Genomic DNA, 17,118 nt, shown 5'->3' with positions numbered 1-17,118 from the left:
AAGGAATGGGTAGCGCAAAACCTGACAATTTGTGCCTTTACAACACTATGGAGGGATAATTGAAGTTATTAACATATGTCCGAAAGCAAACATTTTCAATTTTCCAATGCGGTTCTGTTGGCACCTTTGGTTGCCATCCTTTCCATTTGGACAGTTTACTTGATGGAGGTGAGGTTTGGGTTCAATTTCAACGAATTTGGGATTTATCCCAGAAAACTATCCGGTTTAAGGGGTATTTTGTTTGGGCCATTTGTACACGGATCTGTGGAACATTTATACAACAATACCATTCCACTGGCGGTTTTAACCTCGTTTTTGGTTTATTTCTACAGAAACGCGGCCTTCAAAACTTTACTTTTAGGGGTTTTGATTTCAGGAGCTTTAACATGGTTGATTGGCCGCCCTTCCTACCATATTGGTGCCAGTGGGGTCATCTATGTTTTGGCCAGTTTTATATTTTTTAAAGGAGTCTTTGCCAAACATTTTAGACTGGTTGCCCTTTCTTTGGTGGTGGTGTTCATCTACGGAAGCATGATTTGGTATATTTTTCCAGTTAAAGACGGGATTTCTTGGGAGGGACATCTTTCAGGATTTGTCACAGGCCTTTTTCTGGCCTTGACCACCAGGGTACGGGTTCCTTCGACTAAAAAATATGATTGGGAAAGGGAAGATTACGACGAGGAAAACGATCCCTTCCTAAAACAGTTCGATAAGGATGGGAATTTTATTGAGACCCAACCCGAAGCGGAGAATGAAGAAGCCGTTAAGGTGACCTATCACTATAAAAAAAGGGAAGAGAACTAGGTTACGGAACTACGTTGCCGCACCACTTCATATAAGAATACGCCACAGGCTACCGATACATTTAAAGAACCAATTTGACCTAGTAGCGGTAGTTTCACCTTGCTATCCAGAACTTTCATTACAGAGTTTGAAATGCCCTTATCCTCAGCGCCCATTATAATGGCACAGGGAGATTTGAAATCCGCTGAATATATCTGGTTTTCGGTTTTTTCTGTCGCACCAATTACAGATATACCTGAAGCCTGAAGGTAGTAAATGGCATCTTTTAGATGGTCCACTTTGGCAATGGGAACATTGAACACAGCTCCAGCCGATGTTTTGACCGTGTCCTCGGTAATGGGTGCTGCCCCATTCTTGGGTACTATGATACCATGAACCCCACAGCATTCAGCAGTTCTTATAATAGCGCCAAAGTTTCGGACATCTGAAATTTGGTCCAATAATAGGAAAAAGGGGACTTGTTCCTTTTCCATCACCTGTTCCACCAAGGATTCAAACGCCTGAAACTCCACAGGGGATATCTGTGCCACCGCGCCCTGGTGGTTGTTCTTGGTCAAACGGTTTAGTTTTTCGACAGGAACATAGGAACTACTGATTCCGTTTTTCCGAATGACCGTTTCCAACTCCCTAAAAAGTTCACCGCCCAATCCCTTTTGTAGAAAAATCTTGTTGATGGGCTGTTCGGCCTCAATAGCTTCCATTATGGCGCGTATGCCGTAAATCTGGTTGTTCATTCCTTGAGTTGTATTTAGGTCGAGACTGCTTACGAGCTGAATTTGTGTACCGTCACTGATCCGTTGTTCACGGTACTGATCAGGTAATTAATATTGTTCCCGGTCTCTATGACCTCAATGTCCTTGACATTTCCTTGCAAAAATAAGCCCGATTGCTGTTGTGGCAAGCTGATGTAACCATCTTTCCCATTGGATAACAGTATATGCCCGGAAATGGCATCCAATCTTGGTGTTTCCACCTCGGTCTCGTAAATATTTCCAGCAGTAACCACGTCTTCAAATCCATCTTGGTTAATGTCGATAAAAACACAATCCAAAAGCGGGAACATCTGACTTTCAATGGGAAGTTCTTGCTTTTCAAAATTCCCATCTCCCTTGTTGATCAACACAGCAGAGGTAAAGTTGGTGACGCTTCTTTCATAGGAAGTGTTCAATTTCTCACCATAGATATCTACCAAGCTGGCATTGGCAAACTCATTGTAGGTTTCAAATTTATCTTTGATAAAAGGCATTTGTTGCGAAGAACATTCGCGGCCTCGAACAGGTACATAGGTGCCGTTGTATTTTTTGCTCAATACAATATCATTGGTTCCATTGTCGTCAAAATCTGCGGAGAATATCTTGAAGGGTTTATCCGCAGAGGCCTTGAACTTGATATTGAGTCCGGCGTTCCCTAAAATATAGTCCTTTAGTCCATCGTTGTTCACGTCAGTCTCATTAACAGAAAAATACCAGCCTTGTTCTGCCAAAACAGGGTTGTCTTTGGAAATGTTTTTAAATACACCTTGCTGATTCATGAAAACTCCAACGCCTGTCCATTCCCCAACGGCAATGAAATCTTCCCAACCATCATTGTTGATGTCCGTAGTTTCAAGATCATTGATGATTCCAAAATCCAGCAGCTCTGGGGCTATTTTTTCTGTGGCGTCCACCAGTTCCCCATTTTGGTTTTCCAAAAGTGCAGATGACTGGTGATTGGGATAGGCACCGGGAACAACCCTATTCCCAATTATAATATCATTGTCCCCATCCTTGTCAAAGTCGATAAAGGTCACAGCCTTACCATTTTTTGGGAATTTGCCCAAAACATCACTGTCCAGTCTGGAAAATTGCCCATTACCGTCGTTGATGTAGATTCTGTCGGTATGGTAGGAGGAATGTTCTGCAAACTCATTTCCGCCACTAACCACATAGAGATCCAAGTCTTGATCTCCATCAAAATCAAAAAACATCGATTCCATATCCTCAAAAGAAGCATCGTTGACCAGGGCAGGGCTGGGTAATTTTTTGAATCCGTTACTACTTTGTACAAATAGTTGCCCAGCTTGGCCAGAAGCACCACCAATATGAAGGTCTACCTTCCCGTCATTGTTAATGTCACCCTTGGTAATGAACGGCCCTAAATTGGATTGCTTATAGGGGAGTAGAATCTCTTTTTCAAAATCATCAAAAGGATTTTCCTTATGGGTAAAGTCCAAGCCTATATTTCTTGCATTAAGCTGTTGAAACAAGCTGTTCCTGCGTTTGGCTTGATGTGGTAAAGTGGCATCCTCTTCCTTAAAGACAAGGGTGGAGTTGGCAGGAACCTTGACTTTTTGCTCCATTTTCCCTGATTTCCAATAAACGGATACCGTATCAATGGTTTTTGTGCTGCCGATGCCAAAAAGCGCATTGGGTTCCTGGGCAGATCTGTAGCCCCGCACCCGTTTTACCTCAATCATCTGAGAGTTTTTTCCGGTACCGATAACAACTTTGGCAAATTCCTCAGAGCTATTTCCTTCTGTAATGACTTTAAGATAATTTCCTTTTCCCTCCTCAACGGATAGATTTTTATAGACAAAGGCGGCATCATCCATATTGTTGACCACCAAGTCCAGATCTCCATCATTGTCCAAATCCCCACTGGCCGCACCGTTGCTAAAGGAAAAATCATCCAACCCCCATTCTTGGGAAACGTTGGCGAACTTTAAGGCCGAGGTGCTTTTGTACATAATATTGGGTAATCTTTCGGAGGGCATAGATTCATAAAGTTCCTGTTTTACCTGAAGGGGTACATTGTTGCCATACTTTTGTCTTGCCTCAAAAACACGCCTTTGAAGGTCATTGTCCAGAGCATAGCGGCGGTATCCATTGGTAATATGGATTTCCTTTTGTCCATCCAAATCAAAATCGTTCATGAGGACAGACCAGCTCCAATCTGTATTGGCTACCCCAGAGAGTTGGGAAATATTATTGAATTTTAGATCTCCAATATTTTTTTGAAGGGAATTGTACATGTACTGGTACTGAAAATCCCTTTTGTTCACCAAATAATCAAACCTGCTGGTACTCATGGAAGCCATAAGGGTTTTGGAGCGCACATGATCATTGGCGGCCATGTCCAGAACAAATATGTCCTGAAGATTGTCGTTGTCAATGTCGGCAATGTCCATACCCATTCCATAGAAAGAAATTTGGTTGGTTGTTTCCTTTATACGATCTGAAAAGGTTCCATTTTTATTGTTGAGGTAAAGTACATCTGGGAGATAATAGTCACTTGCCAAGTATATGTCCAACCAGCCATCTTCGTCAATGTCCGAAATAGCAAGTCCGAGCCCGAAAATCGGTTTTTCCAGACCCGCTGCCCGTGTTACATCCACAAATTTACCTCCATCGTTTCGGTACAGATGGGACGAATTATAGTAGATACTTTCTGGGTTGGACTTGATGTAACGCTCTAAACTTATGGGATCAAAGCCATATAGCTCGTTTTCATTCATGACCATGCAATCCAGGTCACCATCCTTATCATAATCAAAAAATGCAGATTGCGTACTTATGCCTTCATCCGCAAGTCCAAATGCTGCAGCACTTTCAACAAAGGTTCCATCCTTTTGGTTGATAAACAGCAGATTCTTACGTTCCTGACGATTTTTAGGACCGCCTTGGGAGAAGTAAATATCCATCCAGCCATCAGCATCAATATCCACAAAAGTGACCCCATTGGACCAATGCTTTCCTGTATTGATTCCGGATGTTTCGGTAATATCCTTAAACTTTAGTCCCCCTTGATTCAAATAGATACGGTTGGGAACCTGATTTCCACAGAAAACCACGTCCAAAAGGCCGTCATTGTTCAAATCTTCCATACCTACCCCGGCACCATTGTAGAAGTAATCATAATCAAAAAGATTTTCCATGGTACTTACATCATGGGTAATGGTATTGCTGAAGCTTATTCCGCTAAGGGCACTTTCCAGTTTCTGGAACAGCTTCTTTCCTTCTGTTTTAGCGATTGGATCAGTGGAAGCAGTACTGTCTTTTTTATCTGTACCACAGCTTGCTATAAAGAGCAACAGGGATACGTATATATATGTATAAAGCTTGGGCATGGGCAAATTCAATTCGTAGCGAAATATACTATATTATTGAAAGCGATATAGTTAAATTGGAGCAAGAACCAAGGAACGATTGCTAAAGTCCAAGGGCTACTATCCCAGGATGGTCCGTTGCATAGTGATACGATCTCCAATAGAATCCTGGAGTGTGAAACTTCCAAACTAATTCACCTGCCTCGGTAACTTCCCAAACACCAAAATCACCTTCGGTGATAAGTCTGTTGCCAGTGGGAATCCTTACCATTCCGGACACTCTGGGCGCGTAAAGGTCAGCATCTGTAAAGCTCCACGCAACGGTAGGTTCGTTGTCTTCATTGGCCTGGAGTTCCAATGGATCTGGAAGTGTAAGCTCATAGGCTGTGGATTGCTCCAAATCCGCTCCGTTGGAGTAAATGGAAAACTTACCCAAATCCGCACCGTCCAACAATCTAGGGTGATGGTTGTTCCTAAACAGTCTTTCGCCCATCGCATTGTCGTAGGCCTTAGGATTACCAAATCGGTAGATCAGGTCGCCACCCATTCCAAAGTTGCCCCCAGAGCTGGTTGCGGCTTCTGCTGTGGTAGTACTATGATCTATGACCCAGACTTCGTGATAGAAGTTTACACTTAGGAAAATCAAATCGTTGTTTTCGTCATATTCAAGACCATTGGCATGCATGATATCCCCTTCCTTGTCTGTTACATAATTTAGGTTGATAAGGTTTGGATTATCAGCTACCACACCAAAATTATCTTTGGTGTCATCATGATCTTGAACAAGATGATCCCAGGCATGCCATTCCCATACGATTTCATCTGTGGTAGGGTCTATTTCTATTATAGCTTCCGGGAAAATGTCGATTTCCAGGCTGGATCCTGCCTGTTCTGCTTGTTCTACTGTTCTTCTTTCCCAGACAATGGTGATTACATTGCCATTGGGAAGCAGTTCAACATCATGGTGGGTAATATATTCTGGGGAGGAATAATCAAAATTCCAGTCTACAGAACTATCAGGATTTACGAATTGGAGCTTACCGCCCTGACCTCCGTATTGGATGTCCGGTTCTTCTGCTTTCATGATACCCAAAAGACGGCCATCATCCATTAATTCCACATCATTGCCAATACCAAAAGGCAAGTCCCATTCGTGAAGGATAATGGAGTTTTTGTCCATTAGATATACTCTGTCCGCACCTGCATCATTAATCAGGACATAGCCATCACTGACCAAGTCGGCATTAAAAATTTCCACGGTGCCAGCCGCTTCTCCTACACCAGGAGGATCCGTAGGTTCATCGTCAGTGGTAGGTTCATCATCAGTGGTTGGTTGGTCATCGGTAGGATTTTGTCCTGTATCATCCACTGGATCCATAGAGTTGTCATCACTGTTGCATGCATTCATCAAAAACAAGATGGATAGCAATGAAGCCAGAATCAATCTAAAAGTTTGCTTCATAGTAATTTTTGAGCTAAAGGTAGTTAAATTCAAGAAAATTGATCACGCACTAAAGGGAGTCATGTGCTCGTCTAATATAAAAGGAAATTCATAATTAAAAAAGGGGCATCAACGATGCCCCTTTTTACAATTTAAGTTAACCTAATAACTATATTATTCACATACAAGAATGGTAATCTCACCCACTTCTGGGCTAGGACCACCACTTGCAGCGGTTTTCAAGTTTGGATCTTGAATGGTATAGGTAACCTCACTATCCCAGTCACCAGAGATGAAAGTGATAACTAAAGAAACTGACCCTTCAGGTACATCAAATGTAGCCGAACCGTTGTCTCCGGCCTCTAGTGTGTACTCAACAACGCCAGCGTCATCAATGTTTACTCCAATTGCAGCACCGTTCCATCCATCTCCGTAGCTATCGAAGAAATTGATGGTGTACTCACCTGGGAATGGCGCATCAGCGTTCAATTGGATACATTCTGTTACGAATACTGCTCTATAGTACTCAGTATCGTTTTCATCGGTGGTAACCACACGTCCATCTGTAGTTACTATTTCGTAACGTAATTGGAACTCATCGTTAACTCCTAAATCGTCAAAGGTTAGGTTAGGACCATACAAATCATCCAAAGTGATTACATAATCCAAAGAGCTTACGCCATCTGCGATATCCAAATCAGCAATGTTCCAAGTTGCAAAAAGCTCTTCTGGCTCAGAGGCATTGATATCATCAACAATACTTCTGTCCACGAAAGCACGATAAAGATTCAAAGTTTCTACCAAGGCTTGATCGTTTCCATCATTTATGGTAATGGCCACAGAGTAATCCATGTTAGGGTTGGTCAAGGAAACTTCATTTGCATTTACGTCTTCGATCTCAAACTCGATACCATCATCAACCAACTCTGTGTATTGGTATGGAGAGCTAAAGAAAGAACCTCCACTCACGTTACCAGTAGTATCGGAGTTTTTGAACGATCTTCCATCTGTTAGGAAAAGCTCCATGTCAATTACGAATTGATCTCCTGGAAGTACATCTGTAAGTGCTACGCCAGTGGCAGAAAGAACCTCGGCCATAGTTACGCTGTAGTCGAAACTTGGCAATCCTTCCGTTTCACCGAATTCGCTAGCAGCAATAGTAGCCAAAGCAGCATTGGCAACAGAGTTATCTGGACCATTGTTATCTACAAAACTTGCGGTAATCTCTACACGATCCAACAAATCTCCTCCTTCGGCATCTTGCTCCTGGATTGAGAAGTCCAAAACGCTGGCAGTATCAAACATATCCAACGCTCCAGTTGCGGAAAGCGTTCTTAAAATAGCTCCACTGGACACGGTCTCTTGTACAATGACCGTGGCCTTGTCGTCTTCACTACACCCTGCGATAAAGATGCCCAGGGCAAGCAAGACATACGTCTTGAAATTTTTCATGTAATTCATTTTTACGTTTTTCATCGCTCTTTTTTTTAGTTAGCCGCGGGAGCGGTGGGGTTAGTATCCCAAAATACGGGCTGCGTCTGATCAGCTTTTTGGCTGATATTAGAGTTATTGTTAACCGCATTTGCAGGATAGTACATAGATCTAATGAAAGTTCCAGGATCTGGCTCCAAGTTAGGCTGAAGTGTGGTTGGGAAACCTGTTCTTCTATAGAAGTTGTAAGGCTCAACACCGTTTCCAAAGTGGGCAATGAAGTACTGCTCACCCAAAACATCCCATTTTCCATCAGCGTCAGCATCGTCAAAAGCGATACCTACCTGCGTAGCGTATGCATTTACATCGCCTTCAGAAGGTACGAAGGAAAGGTCAGCACCAGCTTCTCTTCCTGTTAGGAAAGCCTGAACCTTAGCAACAGATTTGGCGTAACCTGCCAACATGAAGGTTCTAGCATCGCCAGTATTACCAGCGGCCAAAGCCATTTCAGCTCTCATGAAATCAACACCGAAGGCAGTCAATAGGTTAGTGATACCTGTTCCACCACCACCAGCAGATGGGCTAATGGCCAAGAAACTGTCATCATCAAATCTACCACCAACAGGGTAAGTTCCGTAAGTTGCTCTTAGAAGTCCATCTGGTGGAATACCATCAGCCTCTCCGTGAGCTCTACCCCAGAAACCGTTAGGTAACCAGCAGAAATCCCCACCAAATCCAGCGTTGATGTAGTGCTGAGGAGGAGTTTCCAAAGAACAGTTCAACAATTCCTCGTTAGGAGCAATCTCTGCACCAGGAACAGCATTGGTCTGTCTGTAGAAGTAGTAACGAGTTCTTGGATCAGCAGACTCGTCCATCAAAGACATCAACCAGTTGGACATATATTCACCTGCACCTGCAGCTTGGTAGTTGATACCATATCTTGGGTGTCTTGTATCAGGTTGAGTTGCACTAGTAGCAGGCCATCTCCAAACAAAATCGTCTGCAGTATCCTGAATGTAGTTACCACCTGTGATAATAGCGTTAAAGCTTGCAGCTGCTCCTGAATCTACCAATCTACGTTGCACATAGATTTTCAGTTTAAGCGTATTCGCAGCTCTTTCCCATTTTGCATAGTCGTTTCCATAGTAGAAATCAACTGCTGGGTTAGCTGTTGCAGTGCTGTTAAAATTGGCAATGGCTTGATCAATAAGAACCAAACATGCATCATAAATACTTGCTCCAGAATCAACAGCTGGATTAAAGTTTTGCTGCTCTCCTTGTACAATTTCAGAATAAGGAACATCTCCAAAGAAATCCACCATACTGATCATCAAGTAAGCCTCAATAAATTGAGCTATACCAATATGTCTGGTCAATCCAGCTTCTTGTGCAAGTGGAGTCATGGCACGGATGTCAGCAAGAACACCTCTATAGGCATTAATCCATTCATCGTTCATGTCACTATCTTGGTAAACAGTATTGTAGTTCCTACCGTTCATGTTTACGATACGGGTCATTTCCATACCCAATTCGTTGAAACCGTCTCCAGTGGTATTACCACCGGATTGCCAGTTATCATTAAGGTCAAAATCCGCATCGCCCTCAAACTGCCTTACGAAATCCTCTTGAATTGAGTTCAAGAAGAAGTCAACACCCGCCTGATCTGGAGTCAGGAAATTTGGGTTGGCGGTAAGGTCGAGCTCCGTGGTCTCACAAGAGGTGAATGCAAGCAATCCTCCTAAGACCGTCAAAGTCATATATCTGCTAATGTTTTTCATTATTATTATTGTTATGTTCTTAGAATGATGCTTTTACACTAAGGCCGTATCTTCTTGAGCTTGGTCCGTTGATAAAGTCGAAACCAAAACCGTTACCTACACCAGTACCACTTGTGTTTGGATCAAAGCGTGCACCTTTAGGTGTATTGATTGCTCTGTACCAAAGGTTGTTTCCAGAAATTGTAAAGGAAAGCGAACCGAATGGTGTCTTGTCCAAGAATTTGGATGGCAAGCTATAGCTCAAAGAAGCTTCCTGCAACCTAACTGTAGTAGCATCGTAAACTTGAAGCTCACTTGGGCCAAACAATAGGTTACTGAAGAAATACGTTGAATTGTTGATTTGTCTGTTGTTAACATTACCAGCGGCGTCAACTCCAGGCAGAATAAAGGTGTTTTCCCTGTCAATAGTCTCTGTAATCAATCCTCTACCCAATAGTGTAGAAATTGTAGAAGAGTATACATCACCACCTTGTGTCCAGTTCCACTGGAATCCTAGGGTGAAGTTTTTATAGGAAATACTGTTTCTTACGTTAGCTATCCAATCTGGGTTTGGATCACCGATGATTCCATCAGTTGGATCTTGTACGTAGTTACCGTCAGCACCAACAACGTAGTTACCGTTTGCATCTGTAGCAATTCTACTACCGAAGAATACCCCAAGAGGCTCCCCTTCAATAGCGGCGTTACCCAAGTTGGAGAAACCAGAGTAAACTACTTGGTCTGTATCCAAACCAAGGTCTGTAACTGTAGTTTCGTAAGCAGTGAAGTTAAGATTGGTTGTCCAATCAAAGTCACCTTCTTCATCACCTCTGATCCAGTTTACACCAAGATCAATCTCCACACCTTCAGACTCGATCTCACCAATGTTGGTTGCTGTAACTGTAAATCCAGTAGCAGGATCAAGAGGTCTGTCCAAAATCAAATCGTTGGTCTTTCTTTGGTAAACGGAAGCATCCAATGTAATTCTGCTGTCCCACCATCTAGATTCGATACCAATCTCAATTTCTTCCAAAGTTTCTGGCTGAAGGTTAGGATTACCTAAACGGAATCCTGTTGTATTGGTAACCACATTTTGTCCTGTAGCATCCTGTGCATCCTGAGTGTCCAAGAATAATGTACTGGCAACAGGGTAAGTAGTAGTCAATACATCAAAGTTTGCAGAAACCCCAATACCACCTCGAATCTTCAAGTAGTTCAATACATTCTCAGATTTAAGACCATCAATGGCCGCAGTTGGGATGAATGACAAACTTGCTGAAGGATAGAACTGCGTTCTGTTGTCCGTGGAGAAGTTGGATACCCAATCGTTTCTTGCAGCCACGGTTAAATACAGGAAGTTGTCATAGTCAAAATCTGCCTGGGCATAAACCCCAGCAATATTCAACTCACTAAATGATTGAATTTCATTTTGGTTCAAGAAGTTAAAGTGTCTCAACACTCCAAATACCTGCTGACCATCACTCGCTACACCATTTTGATCAAAAACAGTTCTACGTGTGGTACCGCCAATGTTGAAAGTAGATCCTATCTTTTCAGTGATATCGTAATCTCCGTTTAACACTAAGTTATGGTCCCAAATTGTATTGGTGTTGTTCCAAGTTTCGTAAACTCCACTTGCCAACCTTACATCACCGGAGTTACTGTTAATACCTCCTTTGTTTTGGTGATTGGTGTTGTTCTCGCTATACACGTCAACACCAGCACGGTAAATGACGTTTAGATTGTCATTCAACTCGTACTGTACAGTTGCCTGACCAAATACCCTGTTGGTTTCCTGTCTTGACTCTGCATTTGCAACAGTCCATAGTGGGTGCTGGATGGAGTTGTTCTGTCTGTAGTACACACTACCACCAGTAATTGGATCTTGGAAAGGAAGTCCTTGCACATCAATACTCCTTGGAGTAAACCAAAGGTCACCAAATACTGAAGAACCGGTACCGGTAGCTCCGTTACCCTGGCTCAATGCTACAGGAGGAGAGATGAATTTGGTTCTTGCGAAGTTAATTGTACCGTTGACGGTGAACTTGTTCGATAACTGAGCTCTACCACCAAGAGATAAAGTATTACGTGTTACACTGTTGTTAGGAGTAAATCCATTGTCCTTTAGGTAACCATAGTTCATGTTATAACCAACTTTACCATCGTCAGAAGCTCCCCTAACGTTAACGGAAGTATTGGAAACAGTACCTGTTCTAAAGAAATTCTTTACACTGTCATAAGGTCTCCACTCATATCGCTGTCCCTGGAATTCTGGGAATGCTGCTTGAATAGCAGCAGTAGAAGTAGAGTATGGGTGAGCCAATGTTCCTTGGTCATCGATTGCAGCTTGTGCACCCCAACCGGAAGCTCCTTCTCTTCTAAAGCTTGGCCCCCAGTTACTGAAGAACCATCCGAAAGACTGGTCGAAACCATTTCCGTACTCATTCTGATAATCTGGCAACGAAGCAATTTCGTTGAAGAAAAGAGAAGAGTTAACAGTGATTTCAGTCTTTTTTGGACCTGCTTGCGAAGAACCACCTTTTGTAGTGATCAAGATTACACCGTTACGTCCTTGAGATCCGTAAAGTGTTGCGGCCGCAAGACCTTTAAGTACGTTTACACTTTCTATACTGTTTGGGTCAAGATCCAAAAATCTACTTGAACCGTTGTTACCGTTAACAAAATCTTGTCTGTCCCCATTTCGACCTTGTGAGTTGGTGTCCGTACTAAATGGTACACCATCAATGATGAACAAAGCTTGGTTACTACCACTAAAAGTAGTTTGACCCCTAATTACAATGTTGGTACCAGATCCGGAAAGACCACTTTGTTGCGTAATCTGAACCCCGGAAGCTTTACCTTGTAGCACCCTGGCCACATCACCTTCAGGACGTTGTTCCAAATCGTCAGAACCAACTTCGGTTACTGCATAACCCAGTGCTTGCTTCTCCCTCTTAATACCAAGGGCCGTAACCACAACCTCTTCAAGAGCCTGAGTGTCCTCTTCCATTTGAACATCGATCACGTCACTTGCACCAACGACCCTTCTTGCGTCTCTCTGTCCTATATAAGTGAAAAGAAGTGTCTGACCTTGACTGGCACTAATCGTATAGAGTCCGTCAAAATCTGTTTGGGTACCCGTAGTGGTACCATCAACGACAATGTTGACCCCAGGCAACGGAAGGCCATCGGCATCCGTAACAGTACCTGTAATCGTCTTGTCTTGTGCAAAGGAAACATGCACAACAAACGCCAATAACAGCGTTAACAATCCATTAAGTTTTGTTCTCATTTTAAAATTATTTGAATTAGCTAGGCGCTAAAATCATAATTTCATGTTAATAATCCAAACTAATTTTACTAAAATTTTAAGACTGCGGCTACAAATACAAAGCGTGCAAAATGACATTTGATTATTGTGTTGTCATCAATTGATAGGGGTGAAAATTGTCAAAAAGACAAAATTTGGTAGTAATCCAAATGTGTTATGGATCTTTGAAAATGCCGAAATACCTGTTGTATTTGTAAAAAAGAGGGGCTTTAGGGCGGAAATAAAACAGTTTTTTGTTAAAAGTCTTTTGAGGGAAGTTGGAGCGGGTTATAATTTGTAATTTATACCTTAATATATATATGGGGTATGAGAACAATATTTTTTTTCTTTTTCGTCTTCGGTTTTGGATCCTTGTTGTTGGCGCAACAAAAAGCTAATGTTCAACCTGGGGTGATCAGTGTTTACCAAAAAGGACTCCAGGGCATTGGGCCGGATTTTGGTAACAATCCAGCGTCAGAAAACTTTTACAGCCAAATGCGCGATAAATTTGCTGCTCTTGGCATTGAACAACAGTTGAATTTGAGAGATATCGAAGGGTCCATTTACATAAATGAAGCTTTTGAGAGTGGTTCGATTCTTTTCAAAGGACAGGAAGATCGAAAAATGTTCATGAGGTACAATGCCTTCAATGATGAATTTGAAATTAAGAACACTAATTTGAAAGAGGACAAGACCCTTGCACTTCTCAAAAATCAAGATATTTCCTGCGTGCTGAATGGTCATTTGTATTCCTATATGATACTTCTGGACAAGAAAGGGGAAAGGAATCAAGCTTACTTGAAGGAGGTTGTGTCCTTGGGGAACTACCGTTTGTTCGAGCAGAACAAGAAACTCTTCAAGGAGGGGAAGCCGGCAAAAACATCCCATTCCGTTTCCTTTCCGCATCGATTTGTGGACGAAACCAATTATTATTTGGCATTGGATGATGCATTCCCAGTCTACATTCCCTCAAAGAAAAAAGAGTTTGTGACCCTGTTTTCCGCTGAGCATCAACCAAAGGTCAAGAAATTTATTAAAGAAAAAGGCATTGATTTAAAGACGAAGAGAGGCCTTGTAAACGTGGTAACCTTTGCGGGTAATCTTTAGTTCAAATCAATTGACAGGCCCAATTGTTGTACAGCTTCCATTTTCATCTGTATTTAGGATAATTATTTGATTTTCGAGATTGATCGGAAATTTAATCTTTCGGGATTTGAATTATTCCGAAATATCACTACATTTGCAGCCCTCAAAACGAGGGTTGTTTTGATATTTAATAGAAATTTTAATGCCAACAATTTCACAATTAGTACGAAAAGGAAGAGTCACCATTACCAAGAAGAGTAAATCGGCTGCTTTGGATTCGTGCCCTCAGCGAAGAGGGGTTTGTACGCGTGTGTACACAACTACGCCTAAGAAACCAAACTCTGCAATGCGTAAAGTTGCAAGGGTTAGGTTAACCAACGGTAAGGAAGTTAACGCGTATATCCCTGGTGAAGGTCACAACCTCCAAGAGCACTCGATAGTATTGGTTAGAGGTGGAAGAGTAAAGGATTTACCTGGTGTGCGATACCACATTGTTCGTGGTGCATTGGATACCGCAGGGGTAGCAGGTAGAACGCAACGTAGATCAAAGTACGGTGCAAAACGTCCTAAAAAATAAGAAGACATGAGAAAAAGACAGGCGAAAAAAAGACCATTGTTGCCAGATCCAAGGTTTAATGACCAGCTGGTAACTCGCTTTGTGAACATGATGATGTGGGACGGAAAAAAATCCGTTGCCTTCAAGGTTTTCTACGATGCCATTGACATTGTGGATGAAAAAAACCAAGACGAAGAAAAAACCGCTTTGGAATTGTGGAAAGATGCCCTTTCCAATGTAATGCCACACGTAGAAGTAAGAAGTAGAAGAGTAGGTGGTGCTACATTCCAGATTCCCATGCAGATTCGTCCAGACCGTAAGATTTCTACAGCCATGAAATGGTTGATCAGCTACGCTAGAAAGCGTAATGAGAAGTCCATGGCGCAAAAATTGGCAGCTGAAATTTTAGCAGCTTCCAAAGAAGAAGGTGCTGCTGTTAAGAAAAGAGTGGACACTCACAAAATGGCCGAGGCCAATAAAGCATTCTCACACTTTAGATTCTAGTCAAAACAATGTCAAGAGATTTAAAATATACAAGGAATATAGGTATTGCGGCGCACATTGATGCCGGAAAAACCACTACTACAGAGCGTATTCTTTTTTATACAGGTGTAAGTCACAAGATTGGTGAGGTGCACGATGGTGCGGCTACTATGGACTGGATGGAGCAAGAGCAGGAGCGTGGTATTACCATTACCTCTGCTGCTACAACTTGTACATGGCAGTTCCCTACTGAAAATGGGCAGCCCACAGCTGATGCAAAAGGATATCACTTTAATATTATAGATACTCCCGGGCACGTTGACTTTACCGTAGAGGTAAACCGTTCATTGCGTGTTTTGGATGGTTTGGTCTTCTTGTTCAGTGCGGTAGACGGTGTTGAGCCACAATCCGAAACAAACTGGAGATTGGCCGATAACTACAAGGTGCCTCGAATTGGTTTCGTAAACAAAATGGATCGCCAAGGTTCCAACTTCTTGAACGTGTGCAAACAGGTTCGTGAGATGTTGGGCTCCAATGCAGTGCCAATTGTTTTGCCAATTGGTGAGGAAGCTGACTTTAAAGGTATTGTTGATCTAGCCAAGAACAGGGCTATCGTATGGCACGATGAGAACTTCGGTTCTACATTTGATGTAATTGATATTCCTGCAGAAATGCAAGACGAGGTTAAAGAATACAGAGCTGCCTTGATCGAGGCCGTAGCAGAATATGATGAAGATTTGATGGAGAAGTTCTTCGAAGATGAGAATTCCATCACCGAGGAAGAGGTTCACGCTGCGTTGAGAGCTGCTGTTATGGATAGAGCCATTATTCCTATGGTCTGTGGTTCTTCCTTTAAGAACAAAGGAGTTCAATTCTTGTTGGATGCCGTATGTCGTTATTTGCCTTCTCCATTGGACAAGGACGATATCGTAGGTACAGATCCCGATACAGGAAATGAGGTCACAAGAAAACCAGATCCAAAAGAGCCATTTTCTGCTTTGGCATTTAAGATTGCCACGGATCCTTTCGTGGGTCGATTGGCTTTCTTTAGAGCATACTCTGGTCGTCTGGATGCAGGTTCATACATTTTGAATAACCGTTCTGGTAAAAAAGAGCGAATCTCCCGTATCTACCAAATGCACTCTAACAAGCAGAATGCCATTGAGTACATTGAAGCTGGGGATATTGGTGCGGCAGTTGGATTTAAGGATATCAAGACAGGTGACACCATGTCTTCAGAAAAGCACCCTATTGTGCTTGAAAGCATGAATTTCCCAGATCCCGTAATCGGTATCGCTGTTGAGCCTAAAACCAAGGCTGATGTGGATAAATTGGGGATGTCTTTGGCTAAATTGGCCGAGGAAGATCCAACTTTCCAGGTTAAGACTGATGAAGCTTCAGGTCAGACCATTATTTCAGGTATGGGTGAGCTTCACTTGGATATCATCGTGGACCGTTTGCGTCGTGAGTTCAAGGTTGAGGTAAACCAAGGTCAACCTCAGGTTGAGTACAAAGAAGCATTGACTGCAACTGCGGACCATAGAGAGACTTACAAGAAACAGACTGGTGGTCGTGGTAAATTTGCGGATATCGTATTTACCATGGAGCCTGCTGAAGAAGGTAAAGCAGGTCTTGAGTTTATCAATGAGATCAAAGGAGGTAACATTCCTAAGGAATATATACCATCTGTGGAAAAAGGATTCAAAGAGGCTATGAAGAATGGTCCTTTGGCTGGATTTGAGATGGATAGTATGAAGATTACCCTTAAGGATGGGTCGTTCCACCCTGTGGATTCTGATTCACTTTCTTTTGAGCTTGCCGCTAAATTGGGCTACAAAGTAGCTGCCAAGGCTGCAAGAGCTGTATTGATGGAGCCTATCATGAAGTTGGAGGTATTAACTCCGGAAGAAAACATGGGTGATATTGTTGGTGACTTGAACCGTAGAAGAGGTCAGGTAAACAACATGGATGATAGAGCTGGTTCCAAAGTTGTTAAGGCTGAAGTGCCGCTTTCCGAAATGTTCGGTTATGTAACTGCTTTGAGAACATTGTCTTCTGGTAGAGCAACTTCCACAATGGAATTTTCGCACTACGCAGAAACTCCTAACAATATTGCAGAGGAAGTAATTAAATCAGTAAAAGGGGTAACCGCTTAATTTTTCAGCA

Annotated in this window: 11 protein-coding genes; 5 read left to right on the top strand and 6 right to left on the bottom strand. The window is 42.5% G+C overall.

Translation table 11 applies throughout. The features are described from left to right. Positions 1-75 precede the first annotated feature (75 nt). Positions 76-804: a rhomboid family intramembrane serine protease gene (locus ACRHOZ_RS05335; RefSeq protein WP_431123140.1), complete on the top strand. Its 729-nt coding sequence runs from the start codon at positions 76-78 to the stop codon at positions 802-804. On the opposite strand, the gene rlmB is transcribed toward ACRHOZ_RS05335, so the two are convergent. The 6 genes from rlmB to ACRHOZ_RS05305 all read right to left on the bottom strand — a co-directional run bounded on the left by rlmB (position 801) and on the right by ACRHOZ_RS05305 (position 12,809). Beyond that, on the bottom strand, positions 801-1,538 hold the full coding sequence (rlmB, locus tag ACRHOZ_RS05330) for a 23S rRNA (guanosine(2251)-2'-O)-methyltransferase RlmB (protein ID WP_431123138.1): 738 nt from the start codon (positions 1,536-1,538) through the stop codon (positions 801-803). The two genes, ACRHOZ_RS05335 and rlmB, sit on opposite strands and share 4 nt — an antisense overlap. 29 nt (positions 1,539-1,567) lie before the next feature. Next, positions 1,568-4,909 carry a VCBS repeat-containing protein gene (locus tag ACRHOZ_RS05325; RefSeq protein WP_431123135.1) on the bottom strand — a complete coding sequence of 1,114 codons (3,342 nt, stop codon included), beginning with the start codon at positions 4,907-4,909 and terminating at the stop codon, positions 1,568-1,570. Positions 4,910-4,991: 82 nt separating this feature from the next. Next, positions 4,992-6,350, bottom strand: coding sequence for an arylsulfotransferase family protein (locus tag ACRHOZ_RS05320; RefSeq protein WP_431123133.1), 1,359 nt, complete (start codon positions 6,348-6,350; stop codon positions 4,992-4,994). A 153-nt stretch (positions 6,351-6,503) separates the two neighbouring features. Beyond that, the gene (locus ACRHOZ_RS05315) at positions 6,504-7,781 is read right to left on the bottom strand and encodes a hypothetical protein (RefSeq protein ID WP_431123130.1); all 1,278 of its coding nucleotides are present in this window, start codon (positions 7,779-7,781) and stop codon (positions 6,504-6,506) included. Between the two features lie 35 nt (positions 7,782-7,816). After that, the gene (locus ACRHOZ_RS05310) at positions 7,817-9,538 is read right to left on the bottom strand and encodes a SusD/RagB family nutrient-binding outer membrane lipoprotein (RefSeq protein ID WP_431123128.1); all 1,722 of its coding nucleotides are present in this window, start codon (positions 9,536-9,538) and stop codon (positions 7,817-7,819) included. Positions 9,539-9,557: 19 nt separating this feature from the next. Then, positions 9,558-12,809 (bottom strand): SusC/RagA family TonB-linked outer membrane protein, encoded by a 3,252-nt coding sequence (locus ACRHOZ_RS05305; RefSeq protein WP_431123126.1) that lies wholly within the window; start codon positions 12,807-12,809, stop codon positions 9,558-9,560. A gap of 345 nt (positions 12,810-13,154) precedes the next feature. Here ACRHOZ_RS05305 and ACRHOZ_RS05300 point away from each other — a divergent pair, with 345 nt between their 5' ends. The 4 genes from ACRHOZ_RS05300 (at position 13,155) to fusA (ending at position 17,108) form a co-directional block, all read left to right on the top strand. Further along, entirely contained in the window at positions 13,155-13,934 is a 780-nt protein-coding gene (locus tag ACRHOZ_RS05300) for a hypothetical protein (RefSeq protein WP_431123124.1), read from the top strand. A gap of 181 nt (positions 13,935-14,115) precedes the next feature. Beyond that, positions 14,116-14,490: a 30S ribosomal protein S12 gene (gene rpsL / locus ACRHOZ_RS05295; RefSeq protein WP_031445118.1), complete on the top strand. Its 375-nt coding sequence runs from the start codon at positions 14,116-14,118 to the stop codon at positions 14,488-14,490. Positions 14,491-14,496: 6 nt separating this feature from the next. Continuing rightward, complete coding sequence (rpsG, locus tag ACRHOZ_RS05290) at positions 14,497-14,973, top strand: 30S ribosomal protein S7 (RefSeq protein WP_422348878.1); 477 nt, start codon at positions 14,497-14,499, stop codon at positions 14,971-14,973. A gap of 8 nt (positions 14,974-14,981) precedes the next feature. Then, on the top strand, positions 14,982-17,108 hold the full coding sequence (gene fusA / locus ACRHOZ_RS05285) for an elongation factor G (RefSeq protein ID WP_431123120.1): 2,127 nt from the start codon (positions 14,982-14,984) through the stop codon (positions 17,106-17,108). The last annotated feature ends 10 nt before the right edge of the window (positions 17,109-17,118 follow it).

It is taken from the genome of Flagellimonas flava (assembly GCF_050617915.1).
Classification (GTDB): Bacteria; Bacteroidota; Bacteroidia; order Flavobacteriales; family Flavobacteriaceae; genus Flagellimonas; species Flagellimonas flava_A.
This window is presented reverse-complemented; position numbering and strand designations above follow the sequence as displayed.